This is a genomic window from Streptomyces sp. NBC_01335, from assembly GCF_035953295.1.
Taxonomy (GTDB): domain Bacteria; phylum Actinomycetota; class Actinomycetes; order Streptomycetales; family Streptomycetaceae; genus Streptomyces.
In genome coordinates, this window is record NZ_CP108370.1 from 83009 (window position 1) to 102311 (window position 19303).

Annotated in this window: 19 protein-coding genes; 10 read left to right on the plus strand and 9 right to left on the minus strand. The window is 71.2% G+C overall.

Translation table 11 applies throughout. From position 1 onward, the window contains the following. Positions 1-27: 27 nt before the first annotated feature. From OG599_RS00340 to OG599_RS00360, 5 genes are all read right to left on the minus strand, one after another. Positions 28-1083 (minus strand): iron-siderophore ABC transporter substrate-binding protein, encoded by a 1056-nt coding sequence (locus tag OG599_RS00340; RefSeq protein WP_327173848.1) that lies wholly within the window; start codon positions 1081-1083, stop codon positions 28-30. A 119-nt stretch (positions 1084-1202) separates the two neighbouring features. Continuing rightward, complete coding sequence (locus OG599_RS00345) at positions 1203-2081, minus strand: ABC transporter ATP-binding protein (RefSeq protein ID WP_442809652.1); 879 nt, start codon at positions 2079-2081, stop codon at positions 1203-1205. Between the two features lie 45 nt (positions 2082-2126). Beyond that, positions 2127-3227, minus strand: a complete 1101-nt coding sequence (locus tag OG599_RS00350) for a FecCD family ABC transporter permease (RefSeq protein ID WP_442809363.1) — start codon at positions 3225-3227, stop codon at positions 2127-2129. Next, a complete protein-coding gene (locus OG599_RS00355) occupies positions 3224-4282 on the minus strand; it encodes a FecCD family ABC transporter permease (protein ID WP_327173851.1) in 1059 nt (352 codons plus the stop codon). Before OG599_RS00355 ends, OG599_RS00350 begins: the two co-directional genes overlap by 4 nt. A gap of 163 nt (positions 4283-4445) precedes the next feature. Beyond that, a complete protein-coding gene (locus tag OG599_RS00360; protein ID WP_327173852.1) occupies positions 4446-5801 on the minus strand; it encodes a lysine N(6)-hydroxylase/L-ornithine N(5)-oxygenase family protein in 1356 nt (451 codons plus the stop codon). Positions 5802-6033: 232 nt separating this feature from the next. Here OG599_RS00360 and OG599_RS00365 point away from each other — a divergent pair, with 232 nt between their 5' ends. Further along, a complete protein-coding gene (locus OG599_RS00365; protein WP_327173853.1) occupies positions 6034-6981 on the plus strand; it encodes a methionyl-tRNA formyltransferase in 948 nt (315 codons plus the stop codon). Between the two features lie 113 nt (positions 6982-7094). Here the strand turns inward: OG599_RS00365 and OG599_RS00370 are convergent, their stop codons facing one another. Both OG599_RS00370 and OG599_RS00375 read right to left on the minus strand, forming a co-directional pair. Next, entirely contained in the window at positions 7095-7511 is a 417-nt protein-coding gene (locus OG599_RS00370; protein ID WP_327173854.1) for an SRPBCC family protein, read from the minus strand. 154 nt (positions 7512-7665) lie between these two features. Then, a complete protein-coding gene (locus tag OG599_RS00375; RefSeq protein WP_327173855.1) occupies positions 7666-8676 on the minus strand; it encodes an aldo/keto reductase in 1011 nt (336 codons plus the stop codon). 158 nt (positions 8677-8834) lie between these two features. Between OG599_RS00375 and OG599_RS00380 the strand changes: the two genes are divergently transcribed. From OG599_RS00380 to gap, 3 genes are all read left to right on the plus strand, one after another. Next, positions 8835-9746, plus strand: coding sequence for a LysR substrate-binding domain-containing protein (locus tag OG599_RS00380; protein ID WP_327173856.1), 912 nt, complete (start codon positions 8835-8837; stop codon positions 9744-9746). 471 nt (positions 9747-10217) lie between these two features. Then, a complete protein-coding gene (locus OG599_RS00385; RefSeq protein ID WP_327173857.1) occupies positions 10218-11174 on the plus strand; it encodes a GlxA family transcriptional regulator in 957 nt (318 codons plus the stop codon). 169 nt (positions 11175-11343) lie between these two features. After that, positions 11344-12342: a type I glyceraldehyde-3-phosphate dehydrogenase gene (gene gap / locus OG599_RS00390; RefSeq protein ID WP_327173858.1), complete on the plus strand. Its 999-nt coding sequence runs from the start codon at positions 11344-11346 to the stop codon at positions 12340-12342. 243 nt (positions 12343-12585) lie between these two features. On the opposite strand, the gene OG599_RS00395 is transcribed toward gap, so the two are convergent. Continuing rightward, positions 12586-13776 (minus strand): MFS transporter, encoded by a 1191-nt coding sequence (locus OG599_RS00395; RefSeq protein WP_327173859.1) that lies wholly within the window; start codon positions 13774-13776, stop codon positions 12586-12588. 56 nt (positions 13777-13832) lie between these two features. Between OG599_RS00395 and OG599_RS00400 the strand changes: the two genes are divergently transcribed. The 6 genes from OG599_RS00400 to OG599_RS00425 all read left to right on the plus strand — a co-directional run bounded on the left by OG599_RS00400 (position 13833) and on the right by OG599_RS00425 (position 18724). Beyond that, the gene (locus tag OG599_RS00400) at positions 13833-14420 is read left to right on the plus strand and encodes a CGNR zinc finger domain-containing protein (protein WP_327173860.1); all 588 of its coding nucleotides are present in this window, start codon (positions 13833-13835) and stop codon (positions 14418-14420) included. Between the two features lie 85 nt (positions 14421-14505). Next, the gene (locus tag OG599_RS00405; protein WP_327173861.1) at positions 14506-15090 is read left to right on the plus strand and encodes a sugar O-acetyltransferase; all 585 of its coding nucleotides are present in this window, start codon (positions 14506-14508) and stop codon (positions 15088-15090) included. Next, a complete protein-coding gene (locus OG599_RS00410; RefSeq protein ID WP_327173862.1) occupies positions 15090-15638 on the plus strand; it encodes a TetR/AcrR family transcriptional regulator in 549 nt (182 codons plus the stop codon). Before OG599_RS00405 ends, OG599_RS00410 begins: the two co-directional genes overlap by 1 nt. Before the next feature lie 721 nt (positions 15639-16359). Beyond that, positions 16360-17223 (plus strand): isocitrate lyase/PEP mutase family protein, encoded by an 864-nt coding sequence (locus OG599_RS00415; RefSeq protein ID WP_327179889.1) that lies wholly within the window; start codon positions 16360-16362, stop codon positions 17221-17223. Beyond that, positions 17220-17564: a hypothetical protein gene (locus OG599_RS00420; RefSeq protein ID WP_327173863.1), complete on the plus strand. Its 345-nt coding sequence runs from the start codon at positions 17220-17222 to the stop codon at positions 17562-17564. The genes OG599_RS00415 and OG599_RS00420 overlap by 4 nt, the downstream gene beginning before the upstream one ends. Before the next feature lie 125 nt (positions 17565-17689). Next, positions 17690-18724, plus strand: a complete 1035-nt coding sequence (locus OG599_RS00425; RefSeq protein WP_327173864.1) for a bile acid:sodium symporter family protein — start codon at positions 17690-17692, stop codon at positions 18722-18724. A 207-nt stretch (positions 18725-18931) separates the two neighbouring features. Here the strand turns inward: OG599_RS00425 and OG599_RS00430 are convergent, their stop codons facing one another. Continuing rightward, positions 18932-19246 (minus strand): putative quinol monooxygenase, encoded by a 315-nt coding sequence (locus tag OG599_RS00430; protein WP_327173865.1) that lies wholly within the window; start codon positions 19244-19246, stop codon positions 18932-18934. Between the last annotated feature and the right edge of the window lie 57 nt (positions 19247-19303).

Here is a 19303-nt window from a genome sequence, read left to right on the forward strand (position 1 = left end):
GTGCGGTGCGGGACGGGGTGGACGGCATCACTGGTCGACCGACTTGACGAGCTCGTCGATGGCGTACGGCAGGGAGAGCAGGGTGCCCTGGGACATGGCCGCGCCGACCGCCGGACCCTCGCTGTCCAGGAGGTACGAGACCTTCCCGGCCTTCACCGCGGAGAGGTTGCCGAAGAGGTCGAACTTCTTCAACGCGTCCTGGTCCGCCTTGTCGTTGATGACGAAGATGCGGTCGACGTCGACGAGGTCGATGCGCTCGGGCGAGAGGGTGGTGTAGAACTTGCCGCCGGCGGCCTTGTCGACCTGAGTGGCGCCCTTGTAGCCGATGCCGGTGATGAGCCGTCCGCGCACGTCGGTGGTGGCGAACGGGGCGACGGAGCCCTCGTACCAGGACAGCGCCACGGCGGTCTGGTTCGCGAATTCGGGGTGCGCGGCCGCGGCGGCGTCGAGCTTGTCCTGGATGCCCTGCACCAGCGCCTTGCCCTCGGACTCCTTGCCGAGCGCCTTGGCGATGTGCACGGCGTTGTCCTGCCAGGGGGCGCTGAACGGCTCCTTCTCGGCCTTGGTGCGGCCCACCGTCGGCGCGATCCTGGAGAGCTTGTCGTAGGCGGCCTGGTCGATCTCGGAGTAGACCGCGATGATCAGGTCCGGGCGCAGAGCCGCGATCTTCTCGTAGTTGGGGCCCGCGTCACCGTTGCTCATGATGACCTCGGGGCGGGTGTCGCCCCACTTGTCCTTCACCCAGGGCCACTGGGTGTTGACGTCGGGGGACGTGCCCGCGGGGTTCGGGTACTGGTCGACCATGCCGACCGGCTTGATGCCGAGCGCGAGGATGGCCTGGTCGTCCGTGTAGCCCACGGAGACGACCCGCTGGGGGGCCTTGGTGATCTCGGTGGTGCCGAAGGCGTGCTCCACGGTGACCGGGAACGCGCCGGTGGCGGCGGCCGGTGCGTTGTCGCTCGCCTTCGCCTCCGGCTCGTCGGAGCCGCACCCCGAGAGGAGGCCCACGCCCAGGGCCGCGGCGGACAGAATCGCCGCCACCCGCCGCCAGGACTTCGTACCCGTCGTTCTCTGGAGGAGCATCCCGAATTCCCTTGCTCTCGCGCCGGCCGCCCGCACCCCGGTCCCCGAGGCAGCCACACCGTATCCTGAAGAGGTGAGGCCAGCCTAGCCTAACCAATGCATTTCCTTTGCCTCGACGCCTAGTTGGAACGGACGTGGGTGCGCCCGATCGGCACGATGAGGGGACGGTCGCCCACCGGGTCGTCGATCACCTCGGCGCGCAGCCCGAACGCCTCGCGCAACAGGTCGGCGGTGATGACGTCCCTCGGGTGCCCCTGGGCCAGGATCGCCCCCTCCCTCATCACGATGAGGTTGTCGCTGTAACGCGTCGCCAGATTGAGGTCGTGGAGCACCATGACGACCGTACGGCCCGATTCGTGCAGGTCGTCCACGAGATCGAGCACGTCGATCGCGTGTGCCAGGTCCAGGTAGGTGGTCGGTTCGTCCAGCAGCAGCAGATCGGTGCCCTGAGCGAGGGTCATCGATATCCAGACGCGCTGCCGCTGCCCGCCCGAGAGCGAGTCGACCGGGCGGCCGGCGAGTTCGGACACCCCGGTCATCGCCAGCGCGCGCTCCACCACCTCGGCGTCGTCGGAGGACCACTGCCGCAGCCAGCTCTGGTGCGGATGCCGGCCCCGGGCGACCAGGTCGGCCACGGTCAGGCCCTCGGGGGCGACGGGCGTCTGCGGCAGCAGCCCCAGCTTCTTCGCCACGTCCCGGGTACGGAGCCGGGCGATGTCCTCGCCGTCCAGCACGACCGTTCCGCTCGTCGGCCTGAGCAGCCGGGTCAGGGTGCGCAACAGGGTCGACTTCCCGCAGCCGTTGGGGCCGATGATCGTGGTGATCACCCCGGAGGGGATCGACACGTCGAGGTCGTCGATGACCACGCGACCGCCGTACCCGACCGTCACCCCCCTCGCCGCCAGCCGGGCGCCCTCGGTTCCTGTACCGGTCGCGGCCCCGGATCCGCTTCCGGTCCCGGTTCCTGATCCGGTCCCGGTGGTGCGGTGGGTGGTCATCTCTCCCCCGTCGTCGGTCGTCGTCATGTCGGCCCTCATCCGTCGTCAGCCCGCGCGCTGTCCCGCGAGGTTCGCCCGTACCAGCAGGTACACGAGGAAGGGCCCGCCGATCGCGGCGGTGACCACCCCGACGGGCAGCGCCATGGGCAGTGCCGTGCGCGCGACCAGGTCCGCGCCGGTCAGCAGCAGGGCCCCCACAAGGCCGGAGGCCACCAGCGGTGGTGTCGGGCACTTCGCCAGCCGCATCGCCACCTGCGGCGCCACCAGCGCCACGAAGGGCACCGGGCCGGCCGCGCTCACCGCCGCGGCGGCCAGCAGCACCGCACAGAGCAGCAGGACCGCCCGCACCCGCTTGTACCGGACGCCCAGTCCGGCGGCCACCTCGTCGCCGAGGTGCATCGGCTTGAACTGGAAGGCGGCGGTGGCGACCACGGCGAGCAGCGCGAGGGTGCACCAGGTCGCCGTCCGGACCTCGTCCCAGGAACGGTTGTCGAGCGAGCCGACCAGCCACGCCTGGGCCCGCGCCACGTCCCTGATGTCGGCGGTGACGAGCAGCCAGGTGGTGAGCGCCTCCGTAACGGCGCTCACCGAGATGCCGATGAGGATGAGCCGGAATCCGTCGACCCCCCGGCGCCACGCCAGGAAGTAGACGAGCAGTCCGGTGCCGAGGCCGCCGGCGAGCGCGGCGCCCGAGAGGCCCACGGAGCTGACGACCGCGGCGGCGGCCCCGCCCGAGACCGTCACCAGGAACACAGCGACCGTGCCGGCGCCTCCGGTGATGCCCAGCACGTCGGGGCTGGCCAGCGGGTTGCGCGCGACGGACTGGGTGATGGCCCCGGAGACTCCGAGCGCGATCCCCACCACCAGCCCGGCCAGGGCCCTCGGCATCCGCAGTTCCATGACGACGAACTCGTCGACCTGTTCGCCCCGGCCGAAGACCGTGGCGATGACCCGGGGCAGCGCGAGGGGGAAGTCCCCGACCGCGATGGAGAGGCAGAACACCAGGAAGACCGCGGCGGCCAGCACGAGCGTGACCGCCACGATCCAGGGCCGCCAGACGAACGACACCCGGCCGAGCCGTACACCGGGTGCCGCGGAGGGCTTCGGCTCCGGGAAGGGAGATGGTTTCACTTCTGTCCCGTTCACGCGTTCTTGAACTTTCCGCGCCACACCAGGACCGCGAAGAACGGCGCGCCGAGCAGGGCGACGACGACGCCGGCGGCCAGTTCTCCGGGCCGCACCACGAGGCGTCCCACGACGTCGCAGAGGAGCAGGACGACGGCTCCGAGGAGGCCCGCGTACGGCACCAGCCAGCGGTAGTCCGGTCCGGCGAGGTAGCGGGCGATGTGGGCCACCATGAGCCCGAGGAACGCGACGGGGCCGCACGCGGCGGTGGCCGCGCCCGCGAGCAGGGTGATGGCGAGGATGCCGACGGTCCGGCTCAGCGCGATGTTCACGCCGAGCCCGCGCGCCACGTCCTCGCCCAGGGTGAGCAGGTTGAGCGCGGGCAGGGTGGTCAGCGCGAGGATCAGCCCGACGGCGATGAAACCGGTCAGCGGCCAGATGACGCCGAACCCGACCCCGGCGACGGAGCCCGCGTTCCAGAACCGCAGGGCGTTCAGCGACTTCTGGTCGGAGAGCGCGACGGCCGTGGTCATCGCCGCGAGGAACACCGTGACGCCCTGGCCGGCGAGGGCGAGGGTCAGCGGGTTGCCCGCGCCCCGGCCCACGCTGGACAGGCCGAACACGACGACTCCGGCGACCGCCGCCCCGAGGAAGCCGAACCAGACGTACTGGAACGGGTCGGTGAAGCCGAGGAGCCCGATCGCGGCGATCACGGAGAAGGAGGCGCCGGAGTTCACGCCCAGCAGTCCGGTGTCGGCGATCGGGTTGCGCGTGTATCCCTGGATCAGGGCCCCGCCGACGCCCAGGGCGATGCCCGCCACGATCGCGAGCACGGTGCGGGGCACCCGGACGGTCCGCACGATGAGCCTGATCTCGGTGAGCCGCCGGTCGGCGTCCGGTTCGGCGAACAGGCCGTGCCACACGTCGGCGGGGCTCAGCGCGCGGGCGCCGACCGCCAGCGACGCGGCCCCCGCGAGTACGACGAGCAGCGCGAGCACGCCGAGGCCCACAACTCGCCTTCGACGAGCCTTCATTGCTCCCCGAGGCGCGGAGAGCTCCACCGTAGTCGTGGTCATGTCGTCGTACGTTATCCCTTTGATCTTCCGTGTCCGCAGCGGAGGTTGGCCAATCCACCAACGTGAACGCCCGGTTGGGGCGGGTTCGCGATGGGCCGACGGTACCCATGTGCGGGCACCCGGCCCCCGACCGCCCCGCGGGAACGGCCGGCCGCCGCCCGGTTCAGCGGGACGCGCCGACGGCCCCCTCGGCGACCGCCTCCGCGTGCTCCGAGGCGGCCCCGGCCCTGCGGTCGAGCAGCGAGTCCAGGATCTCGCCGACCCGGATCGCGGTGTTGGAGAGCAGTGACGAGGTGATGCCGTGGGTGTGTTCCGTACCGCCCTGCAGGTAGATGCCGCACCGGAGTCCGGGGTCGGTCTCGATGCGGTAGTCGCGCTCGACGCGGACGCGGCCCCGGTCGTCGGTGCGGCAGAGGTCCGCCGCCTCGCCGAGGAGGCCGAGGGGGTCGACGGGGCTGTAGCCGGTGGCGAGCACCACGACGTCGGCGTCCAGGGCGGTCTCTTCGCCGGTGACCAGCGACGTCACGGTGGCGCGGGCCTTCTCCTCGGTCTCCTTGACGCCCACGAGCCGGGACACGTTGAGGAAGCGCAGCCGCTCGGTGCCGAGCACCTTCTCCTGGTAGCTCTGCCGGTAGAGGTCGTCGATCAGGTCGATGTCGACCACGGAGTAGTTGGTGTTTCCGTGATAGCCCATCAGTCGCTGCTTGATCTCGTCGGGCGCGGCGAAGTACTCGTCGACCGCACCCGGGTCGAAGATCCGGTTGGCGAAGGCGCTGTCGTCGGCGGGGCTGTATCCGTACCGGGAGAAGACCGCGCAGATCTCGGCGTCGGGGAAGGCACGGTGCAGATAGGCGACGTTCTCGGCGGCGCTCTGTCCAGCGCCCACGACGACGAACCGGGAGGGCGAACTCCCCTCCAGCTCACCGATCCTGGCCAGCAGTTCGGAGTTGTGCCACACCCGGTCGCCGCGCTCGACGCCCTCGGGCAGCAGGGGGCGCAGCCCGGTTCCGATGACGAGGTTGCGGGCCCGGTGGACGGAGAGCCCCTCCCCCGAGCGGACCGTCACGTCCAGGTACTCCACGATTCCGTCCTGGACGGCCGGCCTGACGGAGACGACCTCGTGGCCGTAGGAGACCATGTCCGCGACTTGGGCGGCGGCCCACTCGAAGTAGTCGTGGAACTCGACCCGCAACGGGAAGAGGTTCTTGTGGTTGATGAAGTCGATCAGCCGCCCCTTGCTCTTGAGGTAGCAGAGGAAGCTGAACTCACTGGTGGGGTTCCGGAGCGTCACCAGGTCCTTGAGGAAGGACACCTGCATGGTCGCGTCGTCGATCAGCATGCCGCGGTGCCAGCCGAAGCGCGGCTGCTGCTCGAAGAAGCGGGCACCGACCGGCTGTTGTTCGCCGTCGCGGGCGTTGTGCTCACTGATCGCGATGGCCATGGCCACGTTGGACGGCCCGAAACCGATGCCGATGAGGTCGTGGACCTGCGGTGCGTCGCCAGGAAGAACCGGTGACATGTCACTCCCATTCGTGCGGGGAAGCCGCTCATGGCATGGGGAAGGTGCGAGCGTCGGGCACACCGACGGCGCGGCTCGAATTTAGGTGAGCCTAAGCTAATCCTGTGAGGCTGTCGAGAGGGCGCCGGGGCGCGCGACCCGTCAAATGTGCCGCATCGCACGCCCGTTGCAAACCAAGGTAAGCCTTGCTTTACTGACCCACGGTCCATTCCGGCACAGAGGAGGAACCCCCATGCGGGTCGTCATGTTCGGTTACCAGACCTGGGGCCATCGCACCCTGCAAGCCCTCCTGGACTCCGAGCACGACGTGGTGCTGGTCGTGACCCACCCCAAGAGCGAGCACGCGTACGAGAAGATCTGGAGCGACTCCGTCGCCGACCTCGCCGAGGCGCACGGTGTCCCGGTGCTGATCCGCAACCGCCCGGACGACGAGGAGCTGTTCGAGCGGCTCGAAGCGGCGGAGCCGGACATCATCGTGGCGAACAACTGGCGGACCTGGATTCCCCCGCGCGTCTTCGCGCTCCCGCGCCACGGCACGCTGAACATCCACGACTCGCTGCTGCCGAAGTACGCGGGCTTCTCCCCGCTGATCTGGGCGCTGATCAACGGCGAGACCGAAGTGGGCGTCACCGCGCACATGATGAACGACGAGCTCGACGCCGGTGACATCGTCCGGCAGGACGCGGTCCCGGTCGGGCCGGCCGACACCGCGACCGACCTCTTCCACAAGACCGTCGACCTCATCGCCCCGGTCACCACGGGCGCGCTCGCGCTCATCGCCTCCGGGCAGAAGGAGTTCACCCGGCAGGACCGCTCGCAGGCGAGCTTCTTCCACAAGCGGTCCGCCGAGGACATCCGGATCGACTGGACCTGGCCGGCCGAGGACCTCGAACGGCTGGTCCGCGCCCAGTCCGACCCGTACCCCAGCGCCTTCACCCACCACCGCGGCAAGCGGCTGGAGGTCCTCGCCGCCGTGGTCTCCGAAGCGCGGTACGGCGGCACGCCTGGCCGCATCTTCTACCGGGAGGGCGAGGGCGTGGTGATCGTCGCCGGGGCCGACGCGCGTACCGGACGCAACCACGGTCTGGCCATCACCCGGGTACGCACCGAGGACGGCCGGGAGTTGCCCGCGACGGAGTACTTCACCTCCATGGGCGGGTATCTCACCGGCCGCCCATGAGATGATCACGCACCCCGGCACTCGCTCAGACGGCACTCGCTCAGACGGCACTCGCTCAGACGGCACTCGCTCAGACGGGGCCGTCCGTCCGGGGTCGCGCATCCGGGGTTCGCTCAGGCGGCGAGCGTAGCCGCGAGTGCGGCGAGTCCGTCGGCGTAGATGCCGTGGAAGAGGGCGACCGCCTCCTCGTCGCCGATCCCGTCCGGGGTGAAGCCGCCGCTCCACTCCACCCGGGCGGAGCCCGTGTCCGGTTCGGGGTGGACCGTCAGGGTGGAGAGGTAGCCGGTCACCGGGAACGGCGCGCGGAGGATCGAGTAGCTGTAGGTGCGGGCCTTCTCGTCGAAGGCCTCGAGGCGCTCGACGATCACGCCGCCGTCCTCGTTGGTGAGGGTGCGCACCCGGCCGCCCTCGCCGAGCTCGCTCGTCGGGATGTAGGGCAGCCAGTCGGGCAGGGTGTCGAACCCGCCGATGAGCTGCCAGACGCGGTCGGGCGAGGCGGGTATGCGGACCGACGCGGTGGTCGTGGCCATGAGGGTGTTCTCCTTGGATGCGGCTGGGGGGCGGCGGGCGAAGTCCTGCCGTGCCGGCGGCAGGGCTGCGGTGAGGCAGGTCGACCGGCGCACCGGGTGCGGTCGGGCGACGCGCTGGGCGCGGCCGGGCAGTGGTACGGGGCGTCGGGGACGGTCAGGCGGTCGGCACCGGGGCGCCCGGGGCGATCAGGCGCTCCTCGCGCAGTTCGGCCCAGAAGTCCGCCGGAATCCGCTCGCCGAGCGCGGCGACGTCCTCGGCGATGCGGCTGGGCCGGGTGGCGCCGGGTACGGCCGCGGCGGTGGCCCCGTGGGCGAGGGAGAACTGCAGGGCGGCGGCCTTGATGCCGACCCCGTGACGCTGTGCGAGCGCCTTGATCCGCTCCACCTTGGCGACGATCTCCGCCGGTGCCTGCTGGTACTCGAAGTGGGTGCCCCCGGCGAGGATGCCCGAGCTGTAGGGGCCGCCGACGACGATGTCGACGTCCTGTTCGGCGGCGGCGGGCAGCAGGCGCTGCAGGGCGCGGTCGTGGTCGAGGAGGGTGTAGCGGCCGGCCAGCAGGAAGGCATCGGGCTTCGGCTCGTCCAGGTCGAGGGTGAGCTCCAGCGGCTCGACCTTGTTCACGCCAACGCCCCAGGCCTTGATGACGCCCTCGGCGCGGAGCTTGTCCAGGGTGCGGAAGGCGCCGGTCCGGGCGCTCTCGTAGTGGGCGAGCCACTCGTCACCGTAGAAGTCCTGGGCGATGTCGTGCACCCAGACGATGTCGAGACGGTCGGTCTTCAGCCGGGTGAGGCTGTCCTCGATGGAGCGCATCGTGGCGTCGGCCGAGTAGTCGTTGACGATCTTGTTGGGGCGGCCGTGCTCGAAGAGCCCGCCCTTCTCGCCGAGCTCGCGGGCGGCCGGGTCCTCGACCTCGTCCAGGATCACCCGGCCGACCTTGGTGCTGAGGACGTACGCGTCACGCGGCTGGGCGGCGAGCACCTCGCCCAGGCGGAGCTCGGCGAGACCGGCTCCGTAGAAGGGGGCGGTGTCGAAGTACCGGATGCCGTGGTCCCAGGCGGCCTGGACGGTGGCGGCCGCCTCCGCGTCGGGGATGGCACGGAACATGTTGCCGAGCGGGGCGGTCCCGAAGCCGAGCGGACCGGACAGGAGAGGGGCGATGCCCATGGGGGGATTTCCTTACGGAGAGTGCGGAGCGGCACCGTTCCGTACGGCTCCCGGTGAGAGCCGCGGCGGGCCGCCGGTCTGACTTCTCCGACATTAGGAGCGATACTTGAGACTGTCCAAGACACGCTTGGACTGACTTGAGTCCCCCGAGGTCTCACATGCTTGACCTGCGACAACTTCGCTATTTCGTAGCCGTGGCCGAGGCGGAACACGTCGGCCGCGCCGCGGAGGAACTGCACATCTCGCAGTCACCCCTCAGCCGGCAGATCGCCCAGCTGGAGAAGAACCTGGGCCTCACCCTGTTCGAGCGCAGCCAGCAGCGTATCCGCCTCACCGCCGACGGCCGGGTCTTCCTCAGCGAGACGCGCGCGCTGCTGCGGCACGCGGACCGTCTGGAGAACCTGGGCCGCCGCCTGGGGCGCGGGGAGGAGGGCGGGCTGTGCATCGGGTACGTCTCCGACGCCATGCACACCGGAGTCCTCCCGGCGGCGCTGCGCACGCTCCAGGGGGAGCGGCCCGGCATCCATGTGGCGCTCTACAGCCTCGATCCGGAGGAGCAGTTCGTGGGGCTGCGGCAGCGCAGCCTCGACATCGCTCTCGTGCCGCGTCCGCCGGCCGAGGAGGACCCCGACCTGACCGCCGCCCCCCTGCTGGAGGACCCGCTGCTGCTCGCGCTGCCGGCGGGCCACCCGCTGGCGGACCGGGAGGACATCACGGCGCGGGATCTGGACGGTCAGCCCTGGATCGCCGTCGAGGGTTCGGGCGAACCGGCAGCCAGGGACGGGTTCGTCGCCGACTGCGTGGCGTCGGGCTTCACCCCGGACATCCGCCTCAGCGCCCCGGAGCCGCTGACCGCCCTGGGACTGGTCGCCTCCGGTCTGGGGCTGGCGCTGGTCCAGCGGAGCATGGTCCGCGGTGCCACCGAAGGGGTCACGGTCCGTGAACTGCCCTGGCACCGGGGATCGGTGCACCTGTGGGCCGCGTGGCACCGGGTCGATCTGCGGCCGGTGGTGGCGTCCTTCCGTACGACCGTTCTGGACGGCCGCGGCCCGGCGTCACCGGCCGGGTGACTCCGTCGGACGAGTGGGAGTTCCCTCTCCACCGCCCGCCTCAGCCTCGCCCTCTTCGTCTCGGACGCTCCCGTACGGGGCGGTTGCGCCCGATCGTCGGGCCGGTCAACTCCTGCGCTTGGAAAGGCTGTACACCAGCACCAGAACCGCGATCACCATCACCGCGACGTGTAACCACGCGGGGGCGGCCGACACATCGGCGGCGTTCGTCAACGAGGACATCACCACTCCATCCCACTCCCTCGTCCCGAGGGAGGAATAACCGGTTCACGTCCCGCGAGCCCGCGGGACCGTGACCTACTCCTGCCCCCGTCCGCCGGATGCAGGCCCCCATGCCCCGCACTCCACCCCTGGGAAGGACGCGCGCCGGAAACCCGCATGGGTTTTCGCGAGAGCGGGAAGCGCAAGGACAGCGGACGGAGGGCGGTCCCGCTCCGGGATGGCGGGCGACGCCCCGCGTACCCTGTCCGCGTGCCCGCCTCACCCCTGCATCACGTCGCCGTACTCGTGCTCGAGGGCGCCAAGCCACTCGATGTCGGCATTCCCGCACAGGTGTTCACGACCCGCGCGAGCATGCCGTACGAGGTAAGGGTGTGCGGCGCGGCCCCGGGGCTGGTGACCGGCGGCGACGGACTGTCCTACCACGTGGCCGACGGCCTCGACGCGCTCGCGTGGGCGGACATCGTCTTCGTCCCCGGCTACCGCTTCCCGGACCGCGACGAGCCGCCCCGGGCCGTCATCGACGCGTTGACCGCCGCGCACGACCGGGGCGCCCGGCTCGCCGCCATCTCCACCGGCGCCTTCGCCCTCGCGGCCACGGGTCTGCTCGACGGCAAGCGGGCCACGACCCACTGGCACTACACCCGGGCGCTCGCCTCGAAGCATCCGCTCGTCCACGTCGACGAGAACGTCCTCTTCGTCGACGACGGCAGTGTGCTGACCTCGGCCGGCGCGGCGTCGGGCATCGACCTGTGCCTGCACATCCTGCGCGGCGACCTCGGCGTGGCGGCCTCCAACCACGCGGCCCGGCGGCTGGTCGCGGCCCCGTACCGCAGTGGCGGCCAGGCCCAGTACGTGCCGCGCAGCGTGCCCGAATCCCTCGGCGAGCGGTTCGCCTCCACCCGCGAGTGGGCGCTGCGCAGGCTCGGTGAGCCGCTCACCCTCGACGCGCTCGCCCGGCACGCCGCGGTCTCCTCGCGCACCTTCTCCCGGCGCTTCGTCGAGGACACCGGGTACACGCCGATGCAGTGGGTGATGCGGGCCCGGGTCGACATGGCCCGGGAACTGCTGGAGCGTTCGCAGCGGGGTGTCGAACAGATCGCCGCCGACGTGGGGCTCGGTACGGGTGCGAATCTGCGGCTGCACTTCCAGCGCATCCTCGGTACCACCCCGAGCGAGTACCGGCAGACGTTCGCGCGGGGCGAGTAGGGCCTTCGTCCGTATCGGGCCGGATCGGGGAGCGCGCCGTCCGGGCCCGGCATGCTGGCACGATCCTTGCGGACCGTGGCGATCGAGCCGCTGTCACCGGCCCGCACGGCGCGCGAACCTGGTGGTGAACCGCACGACGGACAGCACCGAGGGACAAGGGACACCGCTCATGACTCGCATCGCCATCAACGGATTCGGCCGCATCGGACGCAACGTGCTGCGCGCACTCCTCGAACGCGACAGCAAGCTGGAGATCGTCGCGGTCAACGACCTCACCGAACCCGCCGCCCTGGCGCGGCTGCTCGCCTTCGACTCCACCTCGGGCCGGCTGGGCCGCCCGGTCTCCGCCGACGGCGACACCCTCGTCGTGGACGGCCGCCGCATCACCGTGCTCGCCGAGCGCGAGCCGGCGAAGCTGCCGTGGGCCGAACTCGGCGTCGACATCGTGCTGGAGGCGACCGGCCGCTTCACCTCGGCCGGGGCCGCCCGCGCCCACCTCGACGCGGGGGCGAAGAAGGTCCTGGTCAGCGCCCCGGCGGACGGTGCCGACGTCACCCTCGCGTACGGCGTCAACAACGACGCGTACGACCCCGCGGCGCACACCATCGTCTCGAACGCCTCCTGCACGACCAACGCGCTCGCGCCGCTGGCCGCCGTACTGGACGAACTCGCCGGTATCGAGCACGGTTTCATGACGACGGTGCACGCCTACACACAGGAGCAGAACCTGCAGGACGGCCCGCACCGCGACGCCCGCCGGGCCCGCGCGGCTGCCGTCAACATCGTGCCGACCACCACGGGCGCCGCCAAGGCGATCGGCCTCGTGCTGCCGAATCTGGAGGGCAAGCTGTCGGGCGACTCGATCCGGGTGCCGGTGCCGGTGGGCTCGATCGTCGAACTCAACACGACCGTCGCCCGTGACGTGACCCGCGAGGACGTGCTGGAGGCGTACCGCGCCGCGGCGGCGGGTCCGCTCGCCGGGGTGCTCGAGTACTCGGAGGACGCGCTCGTGTCGTCCGACATCACCGGGAACCCTGCCTCGTCCATCTTCGACTCGGCCCTGACCCGCGTCGACGGCCGGCACGTCAAGGTGGTCGCCTGGTACGACAACGAGTGGGGCTTCTCCAACCGCGTGATCGACACCCTCGAACTCCTCGCGGCGGGCTGAGCGGGAGCCGGGCCTCGTTTGACCGCGCTCCGAACGCGGGCCGTGGACGCTCCAGTCGGCCGGACGGGCCGGCTGGAGCGTCCACGCGACCGGCGACCCGCGCGGGTGGCATCGGATCATGGTTGACGCATGCTTCGGGCATCCCCGGCTCGCTGCGGTCTACGGGTGGAGGCCGTCCGCGACGCGCCGGACCGCCCGGGGAAGGAGTTCGTCTACGGGCCGCGTCCGGCCACGCGAGGCGCGCTACCGGTCCTCCGGCGCGAGGGGGGCCTCCGACGGGATCGCGAAGAACGCAGGCACCGCCAGTGCCGACACGCTCGCCGCGAGGAGCAGCGTGCCGGTCAGTGACCAGGTCGTCGCCGGCCCGGCGGCGGCCGCCCCCAGGGCGTACCCGGTCAGCTTCACTCCGGCGCCGGTGGTGAAGATCTGGCCGCGCAGCCGGGGCGGGGATTCGCGGTGCCGGATCGCGAACACGGCCGTGAGCTGCGGGCCTTCGCCTGCTCCAGCCAGGAGTACGGCTCCGACGAGCAAGGTGGGACCGGCCCGGGCGGCGAGGGCCAGGGCAGCGGCCTGGACGAGGGCTCCGGCCCAGACGATCGTGTCGGGGGCGAGAGGAGGCGGGAATCTCGCGAGGACCGCGTTGGCCGTCAGGGCGGCGACCGACACGCAGGCGAGCAGCAGGGGTCCCCGGCCGGCTCCGCCCAGGACACGTTCACCCAGGGGCACGGCGCAGGCCGCGAGCGCACCCTGTGCCGTACAGGACAGCGCCGAGGTGAGCGTCGCGCGGGCCGGCGCGGGTCTGCCGACGATGGTCCGGGCCCCGGCGGCGAGGTCGGCCCGGAGCGGAGCCGCCCGTACTGGGGTGCGCGGGCCGGACGGGACGGGCAGCGTCCACGCGGCGGGAATCGCCGCTCCGACGAGTACCGCGGAGACGACCAGCGCGGCAGGGGCGCCCAGCACCGCGGCCACGCCTCCGGCGAGCGCCGGGCCGGCCAGACTCGCGGCGTTGAACGTCATCGCGTCGAAGGCTCCGGCCCGGGGCAAGCGGTCGGGTGGCACCACCCCGGGCAGTTGAGCCGTCCAGCCGCCCGAGAGGGCAGGCGCCGCCGACCCCGCCGACATCGCGATCAGGAGGGTGACCGCGAACGGCGCCCGGGCCAGACCCAGCAGGATCGCCCCGAGGCCCGCGGCGTACAGGATCAGGGCTCCGGCCAGCACGCGCCCGGGGTGCCCCGCCCGGTCGAGCAGCGCTCCCAGCACCGGCCCGCCCACCACGGCGGCGACGGTGATCCCCGCGAGCAGCGAGGACGCCCCGGCGGCGGAACCGGTCAGGGCGTAGCCGGCCAGCAGCAGCGCGGGCCCGGACATCTCGTCGCCGGTGCGGGCGGCCAGCGCTCCTGCGACGAAGACCAGGAAGGGGTAACGCCTTTTCATCCATGGGACGTTACGCGGGTAACTCGCATACTCGCACTATGCGTTACATTCGCCGGATGGCATCCACCCCCGACGACTGGTCCACCCGGCACTCCGTACTGGCCACCGCCCGGCGGGCCGCCGCGCTGGTCAACGTCCTCGTCGTCGAACACCCCGGCACCCGCGAAGTCGCCTCCGTACTGCGCGACTTCGGTGAGGCGGAACCCATCGACCTCACCCCCGACGACGTCGCCGGGATGCGCGAGGCCGCCGGACTGCTGCGTGAGGTGTTCGCCGCCGAGCACGCCGACACCGCCGCCGGGGCACTCGACAGACTCCTGCGGGAGCGCACCGGACGGCTCCGGCTGACCTCCCACGGCGGCACCGGCCCGTGGCACCCGCATCTCGACCACGACGACGAAGCCCCGTGGGAGGAGTGGTTCCTCGCCTCGTCGTGCATGGCTCTCACCGTCCTCCTCTGGGACTCCCAACAGCCGCCCGGCGGGGTGTGCTGCTCCCCCGGCTGCCGCAACGTCTTCCTCGCCCGGGGCGGCGGATCCGATCGCCGCTACTGCTCCCGCCGGTGCGCGACCCGCGAACGGGTCGCCGCCCACCGGCGCTCCCGCTCCTCTGCCGAGTCCTCGACCACGCCCCGTCAAGGGTGAACCGAGGGGGGCATCGGGTCGCTTTCCGTCCGGACACGGCCGGAGCCGACGCACGTCCGCACCTTCAAGGCGTACGATCGTACGCATGACGACGACGGACCACTTCGCCGACGACCCGCGCACCCAGCTGGAACGCATGCTCGCCGGGGACCTCTACATCGCCGACGACCCCGAGATCTGGCAGCGCCAAAAGAACGCGATGCGGCTGATGGCCGCCTACCAGGAGGCCTACCTCTCGGACGACGGCGGGCACGGTGCCGTCCTGGCGGAGTTGCTCGGCTCGGTGGGCGAGGGCGTCGACCTGCGACCGCCGCTCTTCGTCGACTACGGCAGCAACATCTCCATCGGGGCCCGCACCTTCGTCAACTACCATCTGACCGCCCTGGACGTCGCGCGTATCACCATCGGCGAGGACTGCCAGATCGGCCCGAACGTCCAACTCCTCACCCCCACCCACCCCGTGGAGCCGCAGCCCCGCCGGGACAAGCTGGAAGCGGCGCTCCCCATCACCATCGGGGACAACGTCTGGCTCGGTGGCGGCGTCGTCGTCTGCCCGGGCGTCTCGATCGGCGACAACTCCGTCATCGGCGCAGGAGCCGTGGTCACCAGGGACATCCCCGCCCATGTCGTCGCGGTCGGCAACCCGGCCCGCCCCGTACGCAGCATCTGATGGCGACCGGGCAGGCGGATCCGCAGCGCCGTGAGCGCATCCTCGCCGCGACCCTCGATCTGATCGCGGACGACGGTGTACCCGGCGTCTCGCATCGCAAGATCGCGGTGCGGGCGGAGGTTCCGCTCGGCTCGATGACGTATCACTTCGACGGCATGGACGGGCTGTTGCGCGAGGCGTTCACCCTCTTCGCGAGCCATATCGTGGCCGTCTTCGAGCGCCATCTCACCGGTGTGGAGACCGTCGAGCAGGCCCGGGAGGCGGTCACCGACCTCATTCACACGCTCTCCGAAGGCCCCCGCCGCGACCTGATCCTCGGCCAGGAGCTCTACACCCTCGCCGCCCGCCGGCCCGAGTACCGCGAACTGACCCACGCCTGGATGCTCCGCAGCCGCGCCCTTCTGGAGCGGTGCTTCGACCCGGACACCGCCCGCCAGGTGGACGCGCTGATCGAGGGCATGACCCTGCACCGCGCCCTGGACCACGAGCCGCACACCCGCGCGCTGACACGCGAGGCCGTCGCCCGGCTCACCGCGGACTGCCGATAGCGCCCGCCCTGTTCGCTCGGCCCCCGAGCCGGCGGCCTGCCTCTCGACCACCCCCTACCGCCCGTGAGGCGCGACCTGACGCGCGCCTCACGGGCATTGCCGCGCCCGCCTTTCCCCCGCGCGCACCGGGACAGCCTTTGACCTGACCCGGCGATTCACCGGACGCTCCGCCCCCTGCACGGCTCGACCCGCCGACCCGCCGCGGCGGCTGTTGCCCCAGCCCGTCGCGGACCCTCGCTCGACGAGGTACTGGAACGCGTCGTCGACGGCGCGGACCGGCGGCTCGCCGTCCAGGCGTCCCACCCGGCGCTCGCCCGACACCACGGCCCGCCCGGCACAGTCCCGCGCCCCGCGATCCCATCCCCGGAATACGGATTACCGGATTACCGGGATTACGGAAAGGGCGCGCGGCAATAGTTGAATCGCCGATTACATCGCCCATCGGCAATCAATTGTTTAATCGAGGTTACGGGCGGCGCTTTTTCGCCAGAGCCGAAATCCCACCTTGCAGGCAAACAGCGGGCAAAGCTATGGTTTTCCCAGAAGGGCGGACGAATCCCTCCGGGATCCCCCCTTCCCTTCGTTCGTCGGAAAAGTCAACCGCCATTTGACCAATCATCCGACTATGCGAAGTCAACACATCGCCGAGGACTCTCCCTCGAACAAGCAAACCGCCCTGACCAGCGATCTCAGGGTCATCAACACTCACGGAGAAATAGTAATGACGTACGGAAATGTTTTGCGCCAGGAAATCAGGGAGTCCGGCACGACGCCGCTCATCGGAATCTACGACATGTACTCCGCGTCGGTGGCCGCCCAGCACTACAACGGCTTCTTCGTCTCCGGATTCGGATTCGCCGCGTCCTATTACGGTCTCCCGGACATCGGGTTCATCGCCTGGCCCGACATGGTGGCCTTCGTCGAGCGACTGCGCGGCGCGTTTCCGCGCCAGCACCTCCTCGTGGACATCGACGACGGTTACGTCGACCCCGAGGTGGCCTGCCACGTGGTGGAGCGCCTGGAACGCATCGGGGCTTCCGGGGTGATCCTGGAGGACCAGAAGCGGCCCCGCAGGTGCGGCCACGCGGACGGGAAGCAGGTGCTGCCGCTCGACGAGTACCTGGAGAAGCTGGAGCTCGTGCTGGCCACCCGTAAGGACCTGGTCGTGGTCGCGCGTACGGACGCCACGGAGGAGGCCGACATCCTGCTCCGGGCGGAGGCCCTCGCCGCGACCGACGCGGACGTGGTCCTCGTGGACGGGGTGCGCAGCGTCGAGTGGATCAAGCGGATCCGCCAGGTCGTCGGCGACAAGCCGCTGTTGTTCAACCAGATCGCGGGCGGCAAGTCCCCCCGGCTGTCGCTCACGGAGCTCACGGAACTCGGCGTGGACGTGGCGATCTACAGCACCCCCTGCCTGTTCGCCGCGCACCGCGCGATGGACACGGCACTGGCGGAGCTGCAGTTCGCGGACGGGCGGCTGCCGGAGGCCGGCGACACCGGTGAGGTCGGTGTCCGCGAGTCGACCGAGCTGCTGGCGCGGAACATCAGCCGCCACCACGACGCGCGAGAGGCCGTCTCCGCATGACCGTACGCACACTTCCGGCCGGGGCGGCTCCCTCCCGCCCCGGCCGGGGGCCGCACCGGCGTCCGTACCCCGGTCGGGGCTCCACCGCCGCGGTGACGCTGGTCGCGGCGGTTCTCACCGCCGTCGGCTCTCCTGCCGCGGCCGGGGACCTGACGCTGATCGGCGACCTGAAGCTGATCGACAACTCGAACGCGGACTCCTGGCTGGAGATCGACCGCACGGCCAACACCAACCACGGAAGCGGCACTTCGGGCAGTGATCACGACGGCAGCGCGGTGGACCTCATGGACACCCTGATCAACCCCGACAGCACGGACGACGATTCCGAGGACGGCGGGTGACCGGCACCGGGCGGCAGAGCACCCACGACCGCTCACCGGGCGCTCCTCCTTCCGGACCGCACCCAGCGGCTCCGGAGAGCCCAGCGGCCCCGGACAGCTCCAACGCTCCGGAGAGCCCAGCGGCCTTGGAGAGATCGAAGCCGCAACGCCCCTTCCGGTGGCCGAAGTTCCTCGACCCCTATGTGACGGCGCTCATCGCCACCGTCGCTCTGGCGGCGCTGCTGCCGGCCTCCGGCGGGGCCGAGGCGGCCACACGGACCGCGTCGGAGGCCGCGATCGTTCTCCTCTTCTTCCTCTACGGCGTGCGGCTCTCCACCCGGGAGACGCTGGCGGGCCTGCGCCGTATCCGCCTCCATACACTGATCCTGCTCTCCACCTTCGTCCTGTTCCCGCTGCTCGGGCTGGTGGCACTCCGGCTCGCGCCTGATCTGCTCGCCGGTCAACTCGGCGCCGGGCTGCTGTTCCTGAGCGTCGTGCCGTCCACCGTCCAGTCGTCGGTGGCGCTGACCTCGACCGCCGGGGGCGACATCGCGGCGGCCATCTGCGCCGGCACCTACTCCAGTCTGATCGGGCTCGCGGCCACCCCGCTGCTCGCCGCCTGGTTGATCGGCTCGGAGGTCAGCCTCTCGGCGGACGGACTGCTGCGCATCGGCGGCCAGTTGTTCGCCCCGTTCGTCGCCGGGCAACTGCTCCGCCGACGGATCGGAGGGTTCGTCGCCAGGAACAAGCGCGTCCTCGGCCCCGTGGACCGCGCCTCCATCCTGCTGGTGGTCTACGTGGCGTTCAGCGCGGGGATGAACCAGGGCGTCTGGAGCCGTGTCACCCCGGTCCGGCTGCTCGGGCTGCTGGCGGTCCTCGCGGTACTGCTCGCGGTGGCCCTGGCCTTTACACAGACCGTGGCCCGGTTCGCCGGGCTGGACCGCCCGTCGCGGATCGCGATGGTGATGTGCGGCTCGCAGAAGAGCCTGGCGAACGGGCTGCCCATGGCCGCCGTGCTCTTCGGCGGCAGGGCCGCGCTGGCCGTACTCCCCCTGATGCTCTATCACCAGATGCAGTTGATGGTCTGTGCGGGGCTCGCCGGCCGCTGGTCACGGTCGGCACCGGTGGAGCGGCCCGCTCCGGTCGGCCCGTCCGCGTCCCCGGTGGCCGTCGACGGGTGAGCCGTGCCCGGCCATGCGTACAAATCCCTCGCGGTCGGTCCACCGCGAGGGATTTGTACGGCCGGAAGAAGGCGCGCAGTTCCTCCGCGTACAGCTCGGGCTCCTGGGGCGTGTGTCGAAAGGAGCGCCGCCCTCCCGGAGGGCGGGGCGGCGTGGGAGGCACGAGGCACTCGCCGACGAGCTGGTGCGGCGGGGGCCTCGCCGCTCTCAGGCCGGGTCGGCGGGGAGAGCCGAGTACGGGTGGACTTCGATCCGCATGGGCGGTTCGGCGAGGAGGTCGATGATCTCGTCGCGCAGCTCGTCGGCGAGCGGGCTGTTCTCGTAGGCGTCCTTGGCCTCGTGGCTGCGGAACACCTCCATGTTCCACAGCACGTCGGGGTCAGCGTCCTCGCGGGCGATGATGAACCGGTCGGAAGACCCCGACTTCTCCATTCCTTCGGTGGCCAGGGCGAACAGTCTGTCGCCGAGCCCGGGCTTGGCGCGCATCTTGATGAGGTAGGCGGGCTGGTCCTGCAGGGCCATGTCTGTCTCCTTCCGCGTCGCGGCGGGCCGTCTGGCGCGAGCCGCCACTCAACTGCT